Annotated in this window: 16 protein-coding genes; 13 read left to right on the top strand and 3 right to left on the bottom strand. The window is 73.5% G+C overall.

Going from position 1 to position 20,314, the window contains the following annotated elements; translation table 11 throughout:
• Positions 1-133: 133 nt before the first annotated feature.
• Positions 134-1,402, top strand: a complete 1,269-nt coding sequence (locus BDZ31_RS08320; protein WP_183340801.1) for a DUF11 domain-containing protein — start codon at positions 134-136, stop codon at positions 1,400-1,402.
• A 109-nt stretch (positions 1,403-1,511) separates the two neighbouring features.
• Here the strand turns inward: BDZ31_RS08320 and BDZ31_RS08325 are convergent, their stop codons facing one another.
• The 3 genes from BDZ31_RS08325 to BDZ31_RS08335 all read right to left on the bottom strand — a co-directional run bounded on the left by BDZ31_RS08325 (position 1,512) and on the right by BDZ31_RS08335 (position 3,997).
• Entirely contained in the window at positions 1,512-1,892 is a 381-nt protein-coding gene (locus tag BDZ31_RS08325; RefSeq protein WP_183340803.1) for a PIN domain-containing protein, read from the bottom strand.
• Entirely contained in the window at positions 1,889-2,134 is a 246-nt protein-coding gene (locus tag BDZ31_RS08330) for a type II toxin-antitoxin system Phd/YefM family antitoxin (RefSeq protein WP_183340805.1), read from the bottom strand. The genes BDZ31_RS08325 and BDZ31_RS08330 overlap by 4 nt, the downstream gene beginning before the upstream one ends.
• Before the next feature lie 144 nt (positions 2,135-2,278).
• Positions 2,279-3,997, bottom strand: a complete 1,719-nt coding sequence (locus BDZ31_RS08335; protein ID WP_183340807.1) for a hypothetical protein — start codon at positions 3,995-3,997, stop codon at positions 2,279-2,281.
• A gap of 263 nt (positions 3,998-4,260) precedes the next feature.
• On the opposite strand from BDZ31_RS08335, the gene BDZ31_RS08340 reads away from it, so the two are divergent.
• The 12 genes from BDZ31_RS08340 to BDZ31_RS08395 all read left to right on the top strand — a co-directional run bounded on the left by BDZ31_RS08340 (position 4,261) and on the right by BDZ31_RS08395 (position 20,311).
• Positions 4,261-4,857: a cupin domain-containing protein gene (locus tag BDZ31_RS08340; protein ID WP_183340809.1), complete on the top strand. Its 597-nt coding sequence runs from the start codon at positions 4,261-4,263 to the stop codon at positions 4,855-4,857.
• A gap of 131 nt (positions 4,858-4,988) precedes the next feature.
• Entirely contained in the window at positions 4,989-6,458 is a 1,470-nt protein-coding gene (locus BDZ31_RS08345; protein WP_183340811.1) for an NAD-dependent succinate-semialdehyde dehydrogenase, read from the top strand.
• A gap of 237 nt (positions 6,459-6,695) precedes the next feature.
• Complete coding sequence (torT, locus tag BDZ31_RS08350; RefSeq protein WP_183340813.1) at positions 6,696-7,811, top strand: TMAO reductase system periplasmic protein TorT; 1,116 nt, start codon at positions 6,696-6,698, stop codon at positions 7,809-7,811.
• A 13-nt stretch (positions 7,812-7,824) separates the two neighbouring features.
• Positions 7,825-9,357: a sugar ABC transporter ATP-binding protein gene (locus tag BDZ31_RS08355; RefSeq protein ID WP_183340814.1), complete on the top strand. Its 1,533-nt coding sequence runs from the start codon at positions 7,825-7,827 to the stop codon at positions 9,355-9,357.
• Between the two features lie 15 nt (positions 9,358-9,372).
• Positions 9,373-10,425 (top strand): ABC transporter permease, encoded by a 1,053-nt coding sequence (locus BDZ31_RS08360; RefSeq protein ID WP_221242850.1) that lies wholly within the window; start codon positions 9,373-9,375, stop codon positions 10,423-10,425.
• 34 nt (positions 10,426-10,459) lie between these two features.
• Positions 10,460-12,565, top strand: a complete 2,106-nt coding sequence (locus BDZ31_RS08365; RefSeq protein ID WP_183340816.1) for a hydantoinase/oxoprolinase family protein — start codon at positions 10,460-10,462, stop codon at positions 12,563-12,565.
• Positions 12,562-14,376, top strand: coding sequence for a hydantoinase B/oxoprolinase family protein (locus BDZ31_RS08370; RefSeq protein WP_183340818.1), 1,815 nt, complete (start codon positions 12,562-12,564; stop codon positions 14,374-14,376). Before BDZ31_RS08365 ends, BDZ31_RS08370 begins: the two co-directional genes overlap by 4 nt.
• 1 nt (position 14,377) lies before the next feature.
• Entirely contained in the window at positions 14,378-15,682 is a 1,305-nt protein-coding gene (locus BDZ31_RS08375) for a M20/M25/M40 family metallo-hydrolase (RefSeq protein ID WP_183340820.1), read from the top strand.
• Entirely contained in the window at positions 15,675-16,958 is a 1,284-nt protein-coding gene (locus tag BDZ31_RS08380) for a M20 family metallopeptidase (RefSeq protein WP_183340822.1), read from the top strand. Before BDZ31_RS08375 ends, BDZ31_RS08380 begins: the two co-directional genes overlap by 8 nt.
• Complete coding sequence (locus BDZ31_RS08385; protein ID WP_183340824.1) at positions 16,955-17,515, top strand: helix-turn-helix domain-containing protein; 561 nt, start codon at positions 16,955-16,957, stop codon at positions 17,513-17,515. The genes BDZ31_RS08380 and BDZ31_RS08385 overlap by 4 nt, the downstream gene beginning before the upstream one ends.
• A 103-nt stretch (positions 17,516-17,618) precedes the next feature.
• Complete coding sequence (locus tag BDZ31_RS08390) at positions 17,619-19,265, top strand: ABC transporter substrate-binding protein (protein WP_183340826.1); 1,647 nt, start codon at positions 17,619-17,621, stop codon at positions 19,263-19,265.
• Positions 19,262-20,311: an ABC transporter permease subunit gene (locus BDZ31_RS08395; protein ID WP_183340828.1), complete on the top strand. Its 1,050-nt coding sequence runs from the start codon at positions 19,262-19,264 to the stop codon at positions 20,309-20,311. The genes BDZ31_RS08390 and BDZ31_RS08395 overlap by 4 nt, the downstream gene beginning before the upstream one ends.
• Positions 20,312-20,314 lie beyond the last annotated feature (3 nt).

Genomic DNA, 20,314 nt, shown 5'->3' on the forward strand with positions numbered 1-20,314 from the left:
CGGCATCGATGCCGCCCCAGTCACGTGGCCCCGCACTCCAGGAACCGGCGCGTTCCCTGGAGTGCCTTCGCGAAGATCCCTGCGGGCCGCCGGGGCTCGGCGGCGAGAGCGACAACGGGGCGGAGGGTTTGCGATGGGCGCACGAGGGCTCGCAGCGGCGGGCGCGGTGACGATGGCGGCGGCGCTGGCGGCGCTCGCGCCGGCCGCCCAGGGGCGGACGCTCGGCGATGCGGAGCGCCCGCTCGGCGCCACCACCGTCAGATGCCGTCCCGTCGTGGCGGACGTCGTGGGGCATCAGGTCGATGAGGGGAGCGCAAGCTGGACCGTCCCCAACCGGAGCATGCTCGCGTCGTGGTCGACGAACGTGACCGCCTCCGGCCCGGGCGAGAGCGTCTCGCTCGTCGTCCTGCGAAGAGACGGGTCGGAGCTGCGAATCGCGGCGGTCGACACGGCGACGTTGCCGGCGACCCCGCCGGCCGGCGGCATCGCGACGTTCGGACCGACCGGCTCGATCGTGCTCGAGCCCGGCGACAGACTCGGGATCGCCGGCTCGGACGGCGCGAACTGCGGCTGGGAGAAGGGCGCGATCGAAGCCGGTCGGCAAGCTGCCGTCTGGAAGGCGGAGCCGGCGATAGCGCTCGGCGCGACCGTCGCTCCCTACGTCGGCCCGTGGTCCCCATCCCAGCTCAATCTCGCCGCCGTGGTCGCGGAGAGCGACGTGCACGTCGCCGCGACGGCCGGTCCCGCGAACGTCATCGCCGGCGGCCTGGCGCAGCTGTCGGCGACCGTCTCCAACACCGGCGCGGTGGCGACGCCGGTCACGGTGCGCGACTCCGTGCCGGCCGGGCTGACGGTCGAGACGGCCGTCGCCGGCGGCGGGAGCTGCGCTGTCGCAGGGCAGCAGGTGACGTGCGAGATCGCGTCGCTTGCGCCTGGCGGCAGCGTGCCGGTCGTCGTGCTGGTGACGCCGGCCGCGCCCGGCTCCTATGGCAACACGGTCACCGCGCGGCCTACCCTCGATCGTGAGCCGTCGGTGAGCAGCGCGAGCGCGACGCTGACGGTCGTCCCGCAGCCGAGCGGCGGCGGTGACGACGGAAGAGGCGGCGACGACAGAAGCCGCGGTGGCGACAGAACCGGCGAGAACCCGCCGCCGGCGCCAAGACGATGCGTCGTCCCGGCGCTGGCGCGCACGCCGCTGAACGTCGCGCGCGGGCTGCTGCGCCAGCTCGATTGCAGACCCGGCAAGGTCACGAAGCAGCGCTCGAAGAAGATCCGCAAGGGCGCGGTGATCTCGACGAAGCCGGGGCGCGGCCAGTACAGAGCCGGCAGCGCCGTCCGCATCGTCGTCAGCTCCGGCAAGCCGCCGCGCAAGCCGCTCAGAAGAGCTCGCGCTAGGCGCTGAGCAGAGGCGGCGCGCCGCGGGGCGCGCCGGCCCGGCCGGCGGACCGGTGAGGACGGCGGCGCAAGGCTGAGGAGGGCGTCGGCGGGTCGCCGCCGACCCCGCCCGCCGCTCACACGAGCGGGTCGAGCACGGCGACGTCGTAGGCGCGGACCCGCTCGTCCGCACTGACGAGCGTGTAGCCGTCGCGCTGCGCCTGTGCGATCAGCAGGCGATCGAACGGGTCGCGGTGGTGCAGCGGCAGTCGCGCGACGGCGAGGCCGTGCTCTACGCCGAGGCCGAGCACGCGCAGGCCGGCGGCCGTCACATGCGCGTCGATGTCGTCGGGCACGACCAGCTTCCCGATCGCCGCCTTGAGGCCGATCTCCGCGAACGAGACGACGCTGAAGGCAAGCTCGGCGGCGCCGCCGATCGCCGCGGTCGCCGCTCTGCCGAGTGGCCGCGTCCCGGACAGCTGCCACAGCACGACGCGCGTGTCGAGCAGGTATCTCACGCGTCGTCGCCGAGCAGCGCGTCGATCTCGGCGTCGGACAGCTCGAAGTCGTCGGCGATCTCGATCGCTCCGCTCAAGCTCCCGCCCGCCGCGAGGAAGCGCGACCCGGGCGTCGGCGGCGCGACGCGCACGAGCCTCGCCACCGGCACGCCGTCGCGCGCGATCTCGACCTCATCGCCGGCCTCGACGCGCGCGAGCAGCTTCGAGAGCTCGGTCTTCGCCTGTCCGACGTTCACGCGCATGCACCGACCGTAGCACCGTGGCCAAGGTTGGCCAAGCGTCCACAGGGACGTCGCGACCGCGGCCGCCGCCGCCGCGGAGCGCCGTCCTCGTCGTCAGCCGGTTCCTCGGCTGGATGAGGCCGGCGCCCGCGGGTTGGGCGCGAATCAGCCGGTCGTGCCGCGGAGCGCGACGAAGCTGATGCGGGCGTTGCCGCCGTAGCCGCCGTTCGGAGCGGAGACGAACCGCACCGGGATCGAGGAGGCGGTGCGGCGCAGCTTCGTCAGGCCGCGTCGGCCGAGGTTGATGCGGTAGCGCGAGCTGTTGCCCGAGCGGACCGTGCGGGCGCCGCCGCGCGCGATCACCTGGCCGCTCGTCGCCGTCATTCTCGGGATGACGCAGTCGGTCGGGCCGAAGCAGGCGACCTTGACGGTGACGGCGCCGGTGCGCGAGACGAGCGCGGTCGTGGAGAGGATCACGAGCCGCGCCGGGCCGCCGACCATCGCGGTCGTCGCCGTGACCGACTCGCCGCCGATCGTCGCGGTGACGGCGCACTGGATCGACTGGCCGGCGTCGGCGCGCACGAGCGTGTAGGCCTCTCTCGTCTGGCCGGCGATCGCTCTGCCGTTGCGCAGCCAGACGTAGGCGAAGGTCGGCGTGCCGACCCAGGTGCCGGTCTCGCAGGTCAGTCTCTCGCCGATCGCGGAGGTGCCTCTGATCGTCGGCGCGGTCGCGTTGATCGGACCGGTGCCGAGCGGGACCGTGATCGCCGGCGATCTCGCGATCGTCGTGCCGGCGGAGTTGGTCGCTGTCACCTGGCAGGCGATCTGCTTGCCGGCGTCCTCGGCGACGAGCGTGTGGGTCGCGTTGCCCGCGCCGGCGATCGGCGCGCCGTCGCGCAGCCACGCGACGGCGAGCGACGGCGAGCCGCTCCACGTGCCGAGCTCGCAGGTGAGCGCTCTGCCGACCTGCGCGACGCCGGAGAGCGTCGGCTGCGTGATCGCCGCGGGCACGTCGAGCGGCTCGTAGCTGATGACCGCGACGCCGTCGCCATGCTGCGCGGCGGTCGAGATCGAGCTGTTCGTCGCGCTGGCCGTCACGAAGCTCTGGCCGCCCGCGCCGCCGCCGCCTCCGGCCCCGATGGCGGGCGGACCGTCGTCGGAGCCGCCGGCGCCGCCACCGCCGCCGCCGACGACGCCGCCGCCACCGCCGCCGCCGTTGCCGCCGGCGCTCGCGACGGTGAGCGTCGCGCCGGCGCCGCCGGTCGCGGTCGTCGCCGTCTCGCCGGGCTCGCCGGCGATGTCACCGGCACCGGCCGCCCCGCCCGCGCCGTCCGGCTGCCCGCCGCCGCCGGCGGTGAGGACCCCCGACGCCGTGCCGGCCGCGCCGGCCGCGCCGCCGGCCCCGCCGTCGCCGCCCGCGCCAGCCGACGGCCCGCCTGCACCGTTGGCGCCGCCCCCGCCGCCGCCGGCCGCGACGAGCAGGTTCGCGCCGCTGCTGCTGAGGATCGTCGTGGCGCCGCCGCCCGCGCCGGCCGCCGGCCCGATGCCGCCGGTGCCGGCGTCGCCGCCGCCGTTGAAGCCGGGCGCGAGCAGCGTCGGCTGACCGCCGACGATGATCGTCAGCCTCTCGCCCGGCGTGACCGCGAGCGTCGCGCGGACCGCCGCGCCGACGCCTCCGGCGCCGCCCGTGGCCGCCGCCCCGCCGGCGCCGCCCTGGAGCGTGAAGGTCGCCTCCGTGACGCCTTCCGGGACCGTCCAGTGCTGGGGGCCGCCGGAGAGGGTGAAGGGAACCTGGACGGGCGCGGCGACCGCCGGCGCGGCTGCCAGCGCGCTGCCGGCTGCGATCGCCGCGAGCGCGGCGACGGAACTGCGGATACGAGGCATGACTCTCCCGCTGCAGAAGTACGTGTCCCGTTCGCCTTCTACGGCAGGCGGCGAGTTCCTACCGACTCTTCGGCGGGCGGTCCGCCGCCGATCCCCCGCGTTCCGGCGCGACGGGAGCCGCCCGGCCCGCGCTGCCGCTCGCCCTTCGTGACACGCGCGCGCGAGGGCGGGTTCGGTCGAGCGTTCCGGCGCGACAGGTTATGCTTGACGGAACGGCTGTAGCAGCGGTAAAGTTCCTGAAGTCAACATCAAAGTGCTCAACTGTGGCGAAAAGAACTCAAGGAACGGCGCCTGCGGGCGCTGACGGCAGGACCGGCCCGAACGTCGGCGAGCGGCTGCGGTCGACGCGGCTGCGGCGGCGGATGACGTTGAAGGTCGTCGCCGACGGGGCGGGGCTGAGCGAGAGCTTCCTGAGCCAACTGGAGCGCGGGAGAGTGAATCCCAGCATCGGCTCGCTGCAGAGAATCGCCGAGGTGCTCGGGACGACGCTGGCCGATCTCTTCGACCCCTCCGAGGGGGCCGAGGTGCGGGTCGTGCGCAGGGACGAGCGCCCGAGCCTCGTCTACGGCATCCTTGGCAAGAAGTACCTGCTGACGCCGGCGCCGCTGGAGCACCTGGAGGTCTTCATCGGCAGGTTCGAGAAGGGCGGGTCGACCGGCGAGGACTCCTACGTCCACGGCGACTCCGACGAGCTCTTCATCGTCATGGAGGGGCAGTTCGAATTGCGCGTGGGGGACGAGACGTTCGTCCTCTCGGAGGGTGACTGCGTGAATTACCGCAGCTCGATGCCCCATCGCGCGGTCTACCTCGGCGACACCGTCGGCGAGGTGATGTGGGTGATCAGCCCGCCGAGCATGTGATCCGGCGGTAGCACATCGCCATCGCGCGCGTCTGCGGACGCGCCCCGTCGTACCGCGGCGCCGTCCTCGGGCGCGCGTCGGCGCGCGCTCGTTCAGGCGCTCAATTCAACAGACGAGACAAAGGACATGCGATGTCTGAACGTCCCCTGCCCGCCGCCGAGGTCCTTGGGGCGGTCCCGCGCCGGCTGCACGTCGGCGGGCTCTGGCGCGATGCCGAGGGCTGCCGCACCTTCGCGGTCACCGATCCCGCGACCGGGTCGGCGCTGGTCGAGGTCGCCGACGCCGCCCCGGGCGACGCGCGCGCGGCGCTCGACGCGGCCCGCGCGGCGCAGCGCGCCTGGGGCGGCAGCGCGCCGGCCGAGCGCGCCGCGCTCCTGCGCGCCGCCGACGCGGCGCTGCGCGCCGAGCGGCTGCGCTTCGCGACGCTGATCGTGCTGGAGACCGGCAAGCCGTGGAGCGAGGCGCTGGGCGAGGTCGACTACGCCGCCGACTACCTGCGCTGGTACGCCGAGGAGGCCGTCCGCCTCCCCGGGCGCTACGGGCAGGCGCCGACCGGCTCCGGGCGGATGATCGTCACGCGCGCCCCGGTCGGTCCGTGCCTGCTGATCGCGCCGTGGAACTTCCCGCTCGCGATGGTCGCGCGCAAGGTCGCGCCGGCGCTCGCGGCCGGCTGCACGGTCGTCGTCAAGCCGGCCGAGCAGGCGCCGCTCGCCGCGCTGGCGCTCGTCGGCCTGCTCGCTGGCCTCGACCTGCCTGCCGGCGTCGTCAACATCGTCACGACGACCGCGCCGGCGCAGGTGGTCGAGCCGCTGCTGCGCGAGCCGGCGCTGCGCAAGGTCTCGTTCACCGGCTCCACCGCCGTCGGCCGCCGCCTGCTCGCGGTCGCGGCCGACGGCGTGCTGCGGACCTCGATGGAGCTGGGCGGCAACGCGCCGTTCGTCGTCTTCGCCGACGCCGACCTCGACCACGCCGTCGAGCAGGCGCTCTACGCCAAGCTGCGCAACGGCGGCGAGGCGTGCACCGCCGCCAACCGGATGCTCGTCGAGCGCCCGGTCGCGCGCGAGTTCGCCGAGCGCCTCGCGGCCCGGATGGCGCAGCGGCGGGTCGGGCCGGGCAGCGACCTCGCCTGCGACCTCGGCCCGCTGATCGACGAGCGGGCGGTCGCGAAGGTCGACGGGCTGGTCGCCGACGCGGTCGCGAGCGGCGCGGAGGTGCTGACCGGCGGCGGGCGCATCGACGGGCCGGGGCACTTCTACGCGCCGACGGTGCTGGCCGACGTCCCGCGCGCGGCGCGGATCGTCCACGAGGAGATCTTCGGCCCGGTCGCGGCGATCGTCGCCTTCGACGACGAGCAGGAGGCGGTCGAGCTCGCGAACGCGAGCGAGTACGGCCTCGTCGCCTACGTCTTCACGCGCGACCTCGGGCGCGCGCTGCGCGTCGGCGAGGCGGTCGAGGCGGGCATGGTCGGGCTCAACAAGGCGGCGATCGCCAGCGCGGCCGCGCCATTCGGCGGCGTGAAGGCGTCGGGCCTCGGGCGCGAGGGCGGCCCGGAGGGGATCGAGGAGTACCTCGAGACGCGCTATCTCGCCTTCGACGTCTGAGGGCGCCGGGATGCCGCGTACCGCGTGCCGACGGCCTGTCGGTGCGCGGTACCCGCAGCCCAGGTGAAGGGGCCCCCTCAGACGCACAGCACAGGTGAATCACTCTTCACCATTTGGGGTCCATTTGCTGTCTTGACACAGGATTTTCTTTCGCGCTAAAGTCTCTGTACTGAGAGCGTGCATGTGTTCAGTGGGGTCGCGGGAGACCCCACTGCCACTGCTGGATGGGAGGAACTGATGACCCGACGGGTCCCTATCGGGCTGCTCTGCGCTGCCCTGGTCGCACCGTTCGCCGCTGGCTGCGGATCCTCGGAGGACTCCGGACCGGCGCAGCCGCAGGCCGCCGCCCAGGTGCCGCAGGTCCTCAAGGAGCCGATCCCGATCCTGCGCCCCGACCCTGATGACGTCGACGTCGTCAGAGAGGACGAGTGGACGCTGCTGAGCGAGGCGAGAGAGCGCTGGAACCTCTGCGCCAGCTTCCCGACGATGAAGGATCCGTACTGGACCGCCGCCGACTACGGCGCGGTCAGCCAGGCCAAGCGGCTCGGCATCAAGCTGACGGTGCTCGACGCCGGCGGCTACGACAACCTCAGCAAGCAGGTCTCCGACCTCGAGGACTGCGTCGCCTCCGGCGCCGACGCGGTGCTGGTCGCGGCGATCAGCGGCGACGGCCTGAGAGCGAAGATCGACCAGCTCGTCGCCGACGGCACGCCCGTGATCGAGACGATCAACCGCGTCGAGTCGCCGAACGTCACGGCCCGCGCGAACATCGACTTCCGCCGCCTCGGCCTCGCCGCGGGCGAGCACCTCAAGAGAGAGGCCGGCGACAGAAGACTGCGGGTCGCCTGGTTCCCCGGCCCGGAGGGCGCCGGCTTCGCCGTCCGCCAGGACCAGGGCTTCAAGGACGCGCTGAGAGGCACCAACGTCGAGGTCGTCGCGACGAAGTGGGGCGACACCGGCCGCGACGTGCAGCTCGGCCTGATCGAGGACACGCTGCAGGCCGATCCCGACATCGACTGGATCGTCGGCGTCGCGCCGGCCGCGGAGGCCGCCTACGGCGCCGTGAGAGAGGCCGGCCGCGTCGGCAAGACGAAGATCGCCTCGACCTACCAGACCGACGCCGTCGCGCAGGAGATCGAGGCGGGCCGAGTCGACTACAGCGGCAACGACAACGTCGTCTGGATGGCGGCGATGGCGGTCGACCTCGCGGTCCGCGCGCTCCAGGACGAGGACGTCAGAGGCGATGAGATCTGGCCGCGCCCGCAGGCGTTCGTCAGAGGCGAGAGAATCGACTTCAGAGACAGCTCCGCCTTCGCGCCGCCGAGCTTCAAGCCGCAGTTCAGCGTCGGCTGATCGGAGCGCCGGCATGGGAGATCAACGCATTGCGTCCGCGGGCGGCCAGCCGCCCGCGGAGGTCGCGCTGCGCCTCGACGGCGTCACGAAGCGGTTCCCGGGCGTGGTCGCGCTCAGGGACGTCTCGTTCGACGTCCGGCGCGGAGAGGTCCACATCCTCTTCGGGGAGAACGGCGCCGGCAAGTCGACGCTCGTCAACCTGATCGCGGGCACCTACGAGCCGAGCGAGGGGTCGATCGAGCTCGACGGCGCGCAGCTGCGCCTGACGACGCCCAACGAGGCGCGCCAGCACGGCATCAACGCCGTCTTCCAGGAGTTCAGCCTCGTCCCGACGCTGTCGGTCGCGGCGAACATCTTCCTCGGGCGCGAGCAGCTGCGCGGCCGCCAGCTCGACAACAAGGGGATGGAGCGCCAGGCGCACGACATCCTCCAGGACCTCGGCTTCGAGGTCGACCCGCGGGCGCGCGTCGATCGCCTCTCCCGGTCCGAGCAGCAGATGGTCGAGATCGCCAAGGCGCTGCAGGGCGAGCCGAAGATCCTGATCCTCGACGAGCCGACCGCGTCGCTGACCGAGCGCGAGGCCGACGTGCTGTTCGCGCTCGTCGACCGGCTCAAGGGCGAGGGCGTCGGGATCGTCTACATCACCCACCGGATGCAGGAGATCCATCGCATCGGCGACCGGATCACCGTCCTGCGCGACGGCACCTACATCGCGACGGTGCAGGCCGCCGACGCCGACGAGGACAGCCTCGTCGGGCTGATGACCGGCCGCGAGGTCACCTCGCTCTACCCGCAGATCCGCACGAGCCCGGGCGAGGAGCTGCTCGCGCTCGACGGCGTGACGCTCGCGAGATCGCCGATCGCCGGGGTCTCGATCAACGTCCGCGCCGGAGAGGTCGTCGGCGTCGCCGGGCTCGTCGGCTCGGGCAAGGGCGACCTCGCCGAGGCCTGCTTCGGCATGCGCTCGCTGAAGGCGGGCGAGCTGCGCGTCCGCGGCCGCGCCGTCTCGAAGGCGTCGCCGAAGACGATGCTCGACCACGGCGTCTACTACCTGCCGGCCGACCGTCGCGTCGAGGGCCTCGTGCTGCCGCGCTCGCTGCGCGAGAACATCTCGCTCGCGTCGCTGACCGAGCCGATCTTCCAGCGCCGCGGCGTGATGAGCCGCACGAGGGAGAACGCCGTCGTCAGACGGGTCGTCGACCAGCTGCAGATCCGGCCGCCGACGCTCGACCGCCCGATCCGCAACTACTCGGGCGGCAACCAGCAGAAGGCGATGTTCGCGCGCGGCATGCTGCGCGACCCGGCGGTGGTCGTGCTCAACGAGCCGACGACCGGCGTCGACGTCGGCGCCCGCGGCGACGTCTACGCGCTGATCCAGGAGATGTGCGAGCGGGGCGCCGGCGTGCTCGTGGTCTCCTCGGACCTGCCCGAGATCCTCAACCTCTGCCATCGCGCGTACGTCGTGCACCGCGGCGTGGTCCGCGCCGAGCTGGCCGGGGACGGGCTCACCGAGGACGCGGTCCTCGCCAACTTCTTCGACGACTGAGACGGGAGAGACGCTGTGCCTGACCACTCCAGAACCGCGGCGGCCGCCGCGGCCACGCTGGCCGATGCCGAGGCCGAGCGGGGAATGGCTCGGAGAGCCCTGCAGATGCTCGTCACGATCGGCGTGCTGCCGATCCTGCTCGTCACGATGATCGTCGTCTTCGGACTGATCGAGCCGCGCTTCCTCGCCCAGGACAACATCCTCAACATCCTGCGCCAGTCGACCTTCCTCGGGATCGTCGCGATCGGCCAGATGCTCGTGCTGATCACCGCCGGCTTCGACCTCTCGATCGGCGCGATCGTCGCGCTCACCAGCGTCGTCGCGGCGACGGTGATGTCGTCGGTGCTCGGCGACGACGGCTCCGGCTCGGCGCTGACGGCGATCGTGCTCGGCGTCGGCGCCGGCCTGCTCGCCGGCATCGTCGCCGGCGCCGTCAACGGCTTCGGCGTCGCGGTGCTCGGGGTCTCGCCGTTCATCGTCACGCTCGGCACCTCGTCGATCATCACCGGCGCGGCGCTGCTGGAGACCGGCGGCGCGCCGATCACCGGCCTGCCGACCGACTTCGTCAAGGTGCTCGGCACCGACAAGCTGCTCGGCGTCCCGGTCGTCGTCTACATCACCGCGGTGATCGTGCTCGTGATGTACGCGGTCCTCAACCGCTCGCGCTTCGGCCGCTACCTCTACGCGATCGGCGGCAACGAGATCGCCTCGCGCCTGTCGGGCATCCGCGTCGGCCGCAACCTGATGGTCGTCTACATCCTCAGCGGCACCTTCGCGGCGATCGCCGGCCTGCTGCTGACCGCCCGCGTCGGCGCCGGCGAGCCGAACCTCGGCGCCTCCTTCGCGCTGCAGTCGATCACCGCGGCGGTGCTCGGCGGCGTCTCGCTGCGCGGCGGCGAGGGCAAGCTCGGCGGCGTCGTCTTCGGCGCGCTCTTCATCGCGATGCTGAGCAACGGCATGAACCTGATCCGGGTCTCCTCGTACTGGCAGTCGATCGCGCTCGGCGCCCTGCTGGTCCTCGCCGTCGTCGTCGACCGCGCCCGCCAGCGCGTGCGGCACACCGTCTGAGCGCCGGCCCGACCTCTCGTTCCAGGAGCAACACGTGAGATACACGCTCGCCGCCGACACCGGCGGCACGTTCACCGACGTCGCGCTGTCCGTCGACCGCGCCGACCCCGTGATCGGCAAGTCGCTGACGACGCACGGCCGTGTCTTCGGCGGCATCGAGGGCGCGATCGCCAACGCCGCGGAGGCCGTCGGCGCGACCAGCCGCGACGTGCTGGCCGGCGCGGAGATCTTCGTCTACGGCACGACGCACGCGACCAACGCGATCGTCACCGGCAGAACGGCGCGGACGGCGCTGCTCTGCACCGAGGGCTTCGCCGACGTGCTCGTGCTGCGCGAGGGCGGCAAGCGCAGCCCGTTCGACTTCGCGACCGACTATCCCGACCCGTACGTCCCGCGCTCGCTGACCTACGAGATCGCCGAGCGCACCACCTCGACCGGCGAGGTCCGCACGCCGCTCGACGACGACCAGGTCCGCGCCGTGCTGGAGCAGGCGGGGCGAGACGGCGTCGAGGCGATCGCGGTCTGCCTGCTGTGGTCGATCGCGCAGCCCGAGCACGAGCTGCGGATCGGCGCGCTGATCGAGGAGTGCCTGCCGGGCGTCCCGTACACGCTCTCGCACGCGCTCAACCCGATCCTGCGCGAGTACCGTCGCACCTCCTCGGCGGTGATCGACGCCTCGCTCAAGCCGCTGATGCAGCGCCACTTCGGCCAGCTCCAGCGCGACCTCGCCGACGCCGGCTTCGACGGCGCGCTGCTGGCGGTCACCTCGATGGGCGGTGCGATGCACGTCGAGGACCTGATCGAGCAGCCGATCTACACCGTCCGCTCCGGCCCCGCGATGGCGCCGGTCGGCGCGCTCGCCTACGCCGGCGCGGAGCGGCCCGGCCGCGACCTGATCGTCTGCGACACCGGCGGCACGACCTTCGACGTCTCGCTGACGCGCGACGGCCGCATCAAGGAGACGCGCGAGACGTGGCTCGGCGGCAGATTCGTCGGCCACATCACCGGCATGTCGTCGGTCGACGTCGAGAGCATCGGCTCCGGCGGCGGCTCGATCGCCTGGGTCGACCCGGGCGGCCTGCTGCGCGTCGGGCCGCAGAGCGCAGGCTCCGAGCCCGGCCCCGCCTGCTACGGGCGCGGCGGCACCGAGGCGACCGTCACCGACGCGGCGCTCGTGCTGGGTCTGCTCGACCCCGACCACTTCCTCGGCGGCCGCATGCGGCTCGACCTCGCCGCCGCGGAGGCGGCCGTCGACCGGATCGCGGAGCGGCTGGAGATCGGCCGCGAGCAGGCCGCGCACGGGATCTACGTGATCGCGAGCGACCACATGGTGCAGGCGATCGGCGAGCTGACCGTCCAGGAGGGCGTCGACCCGCGCGACAGCCTGATCGTCGCCGGCGGCGGCGCCGCCGGCATGAACATCGCGCTGATCGCGACCGAGCTCGGCGTCGACGAGCTGCTCGTGCCGCGCACCGCCGGCGCGCTGAGCGCCTGCGGCGGCCTCTTCTCCGACCTCGTCGAGGAGGCGAGCGCGACGCAGTACGCGACGACGCGCGACTTCCCGTTCGACGTCGTCAACGGTGCGCTCGACCGCCTCGACGCCTCGCTGGAGGAGGCGGCCGAGCGGCTGCGCGCGCGCGGCGTGCGCGAGACGCGCGTCGAGTACGGCACCGAGGCCCGCTACCCGTCGCAGACGTGGGAGCTGGAGGTGCCGCTGCCGACGAGCCGCTTCCAGTCGCCCGACGACGTCGCGGCGCTCGCCGACGCCTTCCACGACGTCCACGAGCGCGTCTTCGCGGTCAAGGAGCCGGGCCAGTCGATCGAGTGCCTCTACTGGCGCGCCCGCCTGACCGCCAAGCTCGACGGGCCGACCGTCGAGCGGCGCGAGGACCCGCCGGCGCCGGCGCCCGCGCCGCGGCTGGTGAAGCAGGCGTGGTTCGGCGACCGCGGCTGGGAGACGCCGCGCTACCACGGCGCCGAGCTGTCGGCCGGCGTCTCGCTCGAGGGCCCGCTGATCGTCGACGAGGCGACCACGACCGTCGTCGTCCCGCCGGGCTGCCGGCTCCAGACCACCCACTACGGCTACATCGTCTCGATCGGCGAGACGAGCGCCGCGTCCAGACCGGAGGCCGATCGGTGACCGCCACCACGAGAGAGACCAGCGCGGGGCCGGCGGCCGAGCGCTTCGACCCGCTGCTGCTCGCCGTCCTCGCCAACCGCTTCGACAGCGTCTGCCGGGAGATGACGAACACGCTGCTGCGCGCCGGCCGCTCGACGGTGCTGAGCGTCGCGCGCGACTTCTCCTGCTCGATCGTCACCGCCGACGACCGCCTGCTGTCGGCGCCCGAGGGCCTGCCGGTCCACGTCTTCGGCTCGCACCTGGCGACCGAGGCGATGAGGGAGCTGCACGGCGACCGGATCGCCGACGGCGACGCGTTCCTCCACAACGACCCGTACATGGGGAACACGCACGCCGCCGACCACACGATCCTCGTGCCGGTGATCGTCGACGGCGAGCACCTCTTCACCGCCGTCGCGAAGGCCCACCAGGCCGACTGCGGCAACTCGCTGCCGACGACCTACATGCCCGACGCGCGCGATGTCTACGAGGAGGGCGCGCTGATCTTCCCGTGCGTGCGGGTGCAGCGCGACCGCGAGGACGTCGACGACGTGATCCGCATGTGCCGCCGGCGGATCCGCCATCCCGAGCAGTGGTACGGCGACTACCTCGCCTCGCTCGGCGCCGCGCGGATCGGCGAGCGGCGGCTGAAGGAGATCGTCGCCAAGTACGGCGTCGAGACGGTGCGCGCCTTCGTCGAGGAGTGGTTCGACTACTCCGAGCGGCGCGTCGCCGACGCGCTCGCGAGGCTGCCGTCGGGCACGATCGTCGGCAGCGGCGCGCACGACCCGACGCCGAAGCTGCCGGACGGGATCCCGCTGAGGGTCGAGGTCCGGATCGACGCCGAGGCGGGCCGCGCCGAGGTCGACCTGCGCGACAACGTCGACTGCGTGCCGGCCGGCCTGAACCTGTCGACGGCCTGCTCGATCAACAACGCGCTGACCGGCCTGCTGAACTCGCTCGGCACCGAGATCCCGTGCAACGCCGGCTCGTTCCGCCGCCTCTCCGTGCTGCTGCGCGAGAACTGCGTCGTCGGCACGCCGCGCTTCCCGACCTCGACCTCCTCGGCGACGACCAACGTCGCCGACCGCCTCGTCAACGCGACGCAGGCGGCGATCGCCGAGTCCGGCGACGGGCTCGGTCTCGCCGAGGGCGGCATGAGCATGGGGCCGGGAATCTCGGTCGTCTCCGGCAGGGACCGCCGCCACGGCGAGGAGAACGTCTACGTCAACGAGCTGGTGCTCCAGTCCAACGGCGGCCCGGCCTCGCCGCGCGCCGACGGCTGGCTGAACTTCGGCACGCCGGTGATCGCGGGGATGATGTACCGCGACAGCGTCGAGATCGACGAGCAGAAGTACCCGCTGCTCGTGCGCTCGCTGCGCGTGCTGCCCGACACCGGCGGCGCCGGCGAGCATCGCGGCGGCCCCGCGCAGGAGGTCGTCTACGGGCCGCTGGAGGACCCGATGACGGTGATCTACACCGTCGACGGCAAGGTCAACCCGCCGCGCGGCGTGCGCGGCGGCGGCGACGGCTCCCCGGCCTCCGCCGAGCGGATCGGCGCCGACGGCGTCCGCAGCGAGCTGCCGGCCGTCTCGGTCGAGGTGATCGAGCCGGGCGACTGGATCGTCGGCACGACCTGCGGCGGCGGCGGCTACGGCGACCCGTTCGCGCGCGACCCCGAGCGGGTCGCCCGCGACGTCCGCGAGGGTTGGGTCTCCGAGCGGGCGGCGCGGGAGCAGTACGGCGTCGTGCTGGAGCGCGCCGGCCGCGAGCTGACGGTCGACCTCGAGGCGACCCGCGCGCTGCGCGGCGCGCGCGGCGAGGGCAGCTGAGATGAGCGGAGCGGAGGAGACGGGGGCGGCCGCGGGCGTCGCGCCGCCCGCCCTGATCGACGCGGTCGGCGAGCAGCGCGAGTGGATGGTCGCGCTGCTCCGGCGGCTGCTGGCGGCGCCGAGCGAGCTGGGCAGGGAGGAGCTGGCGCAGGCGATCGTCGAGGAGACGCTGCGCGAGCTCGGGCTGGAGATCTCCTCGCACGTCCTCGACGCCGACACGCTGCGCGCCCACCCGCGCGCGGCGCCGTTCGACTGGGAGCTGGGCGGCAAGCGCAACGTCGTCGGGCACTGGCGCCCGGGCGCGTCCGGCTCGCCCGGCGGCGGGCGGTCGCTGACGTTGAGCGGCCACGTCGACGTGCCGGCGCCGCAGTCGCCGGAGCTGTGGACGCGGCCGCCGTACGAGCCGTGGGTCGACGACGGCCGCGTCGTCGGCTGGGGGATCCTCAAGTCGGGCCTGGTCGCGATGCTCGGCGCGCTGCGGGCGATGCGCGCCGCCGGCCTGGAGCCGGGCGCGACGGTGCGGCTGCAGAGCGTCGTCGAGGAGGAGACGAGCGGCAACGGCGCGCTCGCCGCGGCGCTGGCGCTGGAGCCGCTCGACGGCGCGCTCGTCGCCGGCTGCCTCGGCGAGTCGGTGCCGTTCGCCCAGCTCGGCGTCTTCTGGTTCACGGTCCGCGTCGCGCTGCCGCCGGCCCACGCCGGCGACGGCGTCGCGACGAGCGCGATCGACAGCGCGCTCGCGCTCGTGCCGGCGCTGCGCGAGCACGCGCTGCGCGCGAACGCGATCCCGCCGGCCGCCTACCGCGACGCCGACGAGCCGATCAAGCTCAACGTCGGCGCGATCCGCGGCGGCACGCTGCCGTCGATCGGGCCGGGCGAGTGCGAGATCTCCTGCCGGATCGCGATGTTCCCGGGCGAGCGGCTGGCGGACAAGCGGCGCGAGATCGAGCAGGTCGTCGCCGCGGCCGCCGAGCGGATCCCGGCGTTCGCCGCCCACCCGCCGCAGGTCCGCTTCACCGGCTTCTCGTGCGAGGGCTACGAGCTGCCGCGCGACGCGCCGATCGTCCAGGCGCTGGAGCGCGCGCACGCGGCCGGCGGCGGGAGACCGCGGCTGGCGGCGCTGACGACGGCGCTCGACGCGCGCACCTTCCACCATCTCGGCATCCCGGCGACGAGCGCCGGGCCGCCGGTGGAGCAGCTGCACGCGATCGACGAGGCGGTGGCGATCGACGAGCTGGTGCGCTCGACCGGGACGATCGCGCGGTTCGTCTGCGACTGGTGCGGCGTGCGCCGCGCGAGCGATGGCTGACGCGCGCGAGCGGGCGGTCGTCGCGCGCCTCGCCGAGCTGCGCGACGAGCTGGCCGAGCTGACCGCCGCGCTCGTGCGGGTCCCGAGCGTCACCGGCGAGGAGGGGGCGGTCGCGCAGACGGTCGCCGGCTGGATGGAGGACAACGGCCTGCGGCCGGAGGTCAAGCACGTCTCCGAGCAGGTGCGCGGGCGCGTCGCGAGCTTCGCCGACGAGCGCGACCTCGACCGGCGCCCGAACGTCTTCGGCTGGCTGCGCGGGCGCGCGCCGGGCGGCGCGCCGCCGGTCGTCCTCAACGGCCACCTCGACGTCGTGCCGCCCGGCGACCCGGCGCGGTGGTCGCGCGACCCGTTCGGCGGCGAGCGCGCCGACGGGATGGTCTGGGGTCGCGGCGCGGCCGACATGAAGGGGCCGATCGCGGCGGCGCTGATCGCGCTGCGGACGCTGCGCGACTGCGGCGTCGAGCTCGCCTTCGACGTGCAGATGCAGTGCGTGATCGCCGAGGAGTCGAGCAGCATCGGGACGGTCAGCGCGCTCGACAGCGAGCCGCGGCCGGCGGCGGCGATCGTGCTGGAGCCGAGCCGCAACGTCGTCGCGCCGGCCGGCGGCGGCTCGCTGCAGTTCACCGTCGAGACGCGCGGCACGGCGGCCCATGCGGCGGTGCCGTGGACCGGCCGCAGCGCGCTCGACGGGCTGGTCGCCGCCTACGACGCGCTGCGCGCCTTCGCCCGCGAGCGCAACGCGCGCGCCGCCCATCCGCTGTTCGACGGGCTGCCGGAGGCGGTGCCGTTCGGCGTCGGCACCTTCCACGCCGGCGAGTGGCGGGCGATGCTGCCCGAGGACGGCATGCTGTCGGGCCGGATCGGGCTGCTGCCGGGCGAGCGGATCGAGGACCTGCGCGCGGAGCTGCTGGCGGCGGTCGCGATCGCGGCGAGCGTCGACCCCCGCCTGGAGGGCTGCGCGCCGGTCGTGAGCTGGCCCAACGAGGGCTTCCCGGCGTGGGAGACGGCGCGGGAGGCGCCGGTCGTGCGCGCGCTGGAGGATGCGTGCGAGGCGGTCGCCGGCGAGCGCCGCGTCGGCGCCGTCACCTTCGGCGCCGACGCCGGCCACTTCGCCGCCGCGGGCATCCCGGTCGCGCTGTTCGGGCCGGGGAACATCGAGCACGCGCACATGGCCGACGAGCGGGTCGCGGAGGCAGAGCTGGTCGAGGCGGCGCAGGTGCTGGCGGTCGCGCTGATGCGGCTCGACGCGGCCGCGGCCGGGGAGGCCGCTCCGTGACGGCGACGAGCGAGCCGGTCGGCGTCGGCGAACGCCTGCGGACGATCCGGACGCGCCGGCGGCTGACGCTGCGCGACGTCGCCGAGCGCTCGGGGCTGAGCGAGAGCTTCGTCAGCCAGCTCGAGCGCGGCAGGGCGAACGCGAGCATCGCCTCGCTGCAGAAGCTGACCGACGCGCTCGGCACGACGCTCGCGGACCTGTTCATGCCGGGCAGGGGGCCGGGGACGCGGGTGCTGCGCGAGCACGAGCGCCCGCACCTTGGCTACGGGATCCTTGGGCGCAAGTACCTGCTGACGCCGACGCCGCTGGAGCACCTCGAGGTCTTCATCGGCCGCTTCGACGAGGGCGGCTCGACCGGCGAGCCGGTCGCCCACGGCGACAGCGACGAGCTCTTCCTCGTGATGAGAGGCCGCTTTCGGCTGGAGGTCGGCAGCGAGGTCTTCGTGCTGGAGACCGGCGACTCGGTCAACTACCGCAGCTCGTCGCCCCACCGGGCCGAGAACATCGGCCAGGGGCGGGGCGACGTGATGTGGGTGATCAGCCCGCCGAGCTTGTAGCGGCGTCGCGCCTCCGCCACCCGGATCGGGTGAAGAGACTTAAGGAGTTGACAAGTAACTTTGTTAAAACTACGGTCTCTTCACCCGAGAGAGGTGGAGGACGATGGTGGAGATCGACCGTAGGACGTTCCTTGCCGGCGGCGCCCGGACGGCTGGCGTGCTCAGCCTGTTCCTGGCGCCCGGCGTGCTGACGGCGTGCGGAGGCGGAGGGGCGGCGAGATCGGCGAGCGTGCTGACGATCGCCCAGCCCGACACGCCGCCGCTGCTCGACGGCGACCAGGCCTTCTCGCTGCTCGCCGAGGAGGTGATGGCCAACTGCTACGGCGGCGACATCGTCCGCTACGAGCTGGTCGACGACCCCGACGCGGGGATCGCGACCGCCGGGCTGCACGTCGACGGCCGCAGAGGGATCGCGGACGGGCTCGCCGCCTCCTTCGAGGTCTCCGACGACCTGCGCGAGTTCACCTTCAGGCTGCGCGACGACGTCAAGAGCTACTACGGCAACCCGATCACGGCCGAGGCGGTCAAGTGGTCGTGGGAGCGGCGCAGAGCGCTGCAGGGCGTCGGCGGCTTCTTCGCCAGCGTCATGCAGCTCGACGACGACGCCGAGATCGAGGTGCTCGACGAGCGCACGATCCGCTTCCGCACCGCCAAGCCGAGCACGCTCTTCCTGAAGGTCGACGCGATGGCCTACTACGGCGGCGTCGTCGACCTGACCGAGGCGAGAAAGCACATCACCGCCGAGGACGAGTGGGCGAAGGAGTTCCTCGGCCGCCAGACCGCCGGCTTCGGGCCCTACCACGTCGAGGGATACCGCAAGGGCCAGCAGCTGACGCTGGTCGCCAACCCCAACCACCCGGGCGAGAGACCGCGCTACGAGAAGGTCGTCTGGCGGGTCGTCTCCGGCTCCAGCGACCGCCTCGCGCAGCTGTCGCGCGGCGACGTCGGCGTCGCGACCAACCTCACCCCGCGCGAGCTCAAGCAGCTGGAGAGAAACCCGGACGTCGAGGTCGTCAGCTACCCCGGCAACCTCGTCAAGTCGCTGCGGCTCAACAACACCAAGGCGCCGTTCGACGACCCGCGCGTGCGGCGGGCGCTCGCGTACGCGACGCCGTACCAGCAGATCCTCGAGGACGTCTACTTCGGCCTCGCCTCGCCGCTGCGCAGCCCGCTGCCGGAGATCATCCCCGGCGCCACCGACGAGTTCTGGGAGTACGACACCGACGTCGAGCAGGCCCGCGCGCTGCTGCGGCAGGCCGGCCACGGCGACGGCTTCGCGATCGAGATCACCTACGACGTCTCGGTCCCCGAGGACGAGCTGATCGGCACGATCCTGCGGACCGCCTTCGGCGACCTCGGCGTGCGGGTCCAGCTCAACGGCGTGCCGAGCGCCGTCTACGCCGACCGCAGCAACGGCAACAGAGGCGACGCCTTCATCGGCCTCAACTACCCGTTCGTGCCCGACGCCGCCTACCACCTGTCGCTCTACTGGCGGACCGACGAGGCGCTCAACACCGTCGGCTACTCCAACCCCGCCTACGACCGCGCGATCGACGGGCTGCTCGTCGCGACCGACGAGGCGAGACGGCGCAGGCTGGCCCGCGAGGCGCAGCGGATCTGGCTGCAGGACATGCCGTGGCTGCTGCTCGGCAACCCCGGCTTCCACCTCGCGCACCGCCCGGACCTGACGGGCGTCTCCTGGTACGGCGACAACCAGCTGCGCTACGCGCCGCTGGCGTCGGCGGCGTGAGCGCCGCCGCAGAGGGCGCGCGCAAGCGGACGGGAGCGCCGAGCTGGCTCGGCCCGGTCGCGGCGCGCGCCGGGACGCTGGTGCTGCAGGTGCTCGGCGTCGTGACGATCGTCTTCGTGCTCGTGCGCGTCTTCCTCGACAACCCGGCGCGCGCGCTCGCGGGCCAGAACCAGTCGCCGGAGGCGATCGCCGCGATCACCGAGCGGCTCGGCCTCGACGGGTCGCTGCCGCAGCAGTTCTGGAGCTACCTGACCAGCCTCTTCCAGGGCGATCTCGGCGACGCCTTCTCGACCGGCAACCCGGTCCTCACCGACCTGCGCGAGCGGGTGCCGGCGACGCTGCTGCTGATCACGGTCGCGCTCGCGATCGCCGCGGTGATCGCGCTGCTGCTGGCGGCCGCGGTGACGGCGCGGCCGCGCGGGCTGCTCGCGCGCGGGGTCTCCGGCTACGGCTTCGTCGCCGGCGCGCTGCCCGACTTCTGGATCGGGCTGGCGCTCGTCTTCGTCTTCTACTTCCAGCTCGGGGTCGTGCCGGCGCCGGCCGGTCAGCTCGACCCGGCCTACTCGGTCGAGATCGTCACCGGCGCCGCCGTGATCGACGCGCTGATCGCCGGCAACATGGCGGCCTTCTCGGACGCGCTCGCGCACATGGCGCTGCCGGTCGCGACGCTCGTGCTCGTCTACACCGGCCCGATCCTGCGCCTGACGATGACGGCCTCGCGCAGCGGCCTGGGGATGGACTTCGTCCGCTTCGGACGCGCGCTCGGGCTCAGACAGCGGCGGATCACCTGGTACGCGGTGCGCAACGCGCTGCCGACCTTCGTGACGATCCTCGGCACGACCTACGGCTTCCTGCTCGGGGGCGCCGTGCTGGTCGAGACCGTCTTCTCCTGGGGCGGGGCAGGCCAGTACGCCGTCGCGGCCGTGCAGCAGTCGGACTTCGCGGCGCTGCAGGGCTTCGTGCTCGTCGCCGGCATCTTCAGCGCGCTGGTCTACCTCGCGGTCGACCTCCTCTACTACGTCGTCGACCCGCGCGCCCGCGCCTGAGCG

The organism is Conexibacter arvalis, from assembly GCF_014199525.1.
GTDB lineage: Bacteria > Actinomycetota > Thermoleophilia > Solirubrobacterales > Solirubrobacteraceae > Conexibacter > Conexibacter arvalis.

Coding starts and splice junctions, on each gene's coding strand:
- BDZ31_RS08320 (WP_183340801.1), top strand. CDS start 134: ATGGGCGCACGAGGGCTCGCAGCGGCGGGCGCGGTGACGATGGCGGCG.
- BDZ31_RS08355 (WP_183340814.1), top strand. CDS start 7,825: ATGGGAGATCAACGCATTGCGTCCGCGGGCGGCCAGCCGCCCGCGGAG.
- torT (WP_183340813.1), top strand. CDS start 6,696: ATGACCCGACGGGTCCCTATCGGGCTGCTCTGCGCTGCCCTGGTCGCA.
- BDZ31_RS08390 (WP_183340826.1), top strand. CDS start 17,619: ATGGTGGAGATCGACCGTAGGACGTTCCTTGCCGGCGGCGCCCGGACG.
- BDZ31_RS08345 (WP_183340811.1), top strand. CDS start 4,989: ATGTCTGAACGTCCCCTGCCCGCCGCCGAGGTCCTTGGGGCGGTCCCG.
- BDZ31_RS08380 (WP_183340822.1), top strand. CDS start 15,675: ATGGCTGACGCGCGCGAGCGGGCGGTCGTCGCGCGCCTCGCCGAGCTG.
- BDZ31_RS08335 (WP_183340807.1), bottom strand. CDS start 3,997: ATGCCTCGTATCCGCAGTTCCGTCGCCGCGCTCGCGGCGATCGCAGCC.
- BDZ31_RS08330 (WP_183340805.1), bottom strand. CDS start 2,134: ATGCGCGTGAACGTCGGACAGGCGAAGACCGAGCTCTCGAAGCTGCTC.
- BDZ31_RS08375 (WP_183340820.1), top strand. CDS start 14,378: ATGAGCGGAGCGGAGGAGACGGGGGCGGCCGCGGGCGTCGCGCCGCCC.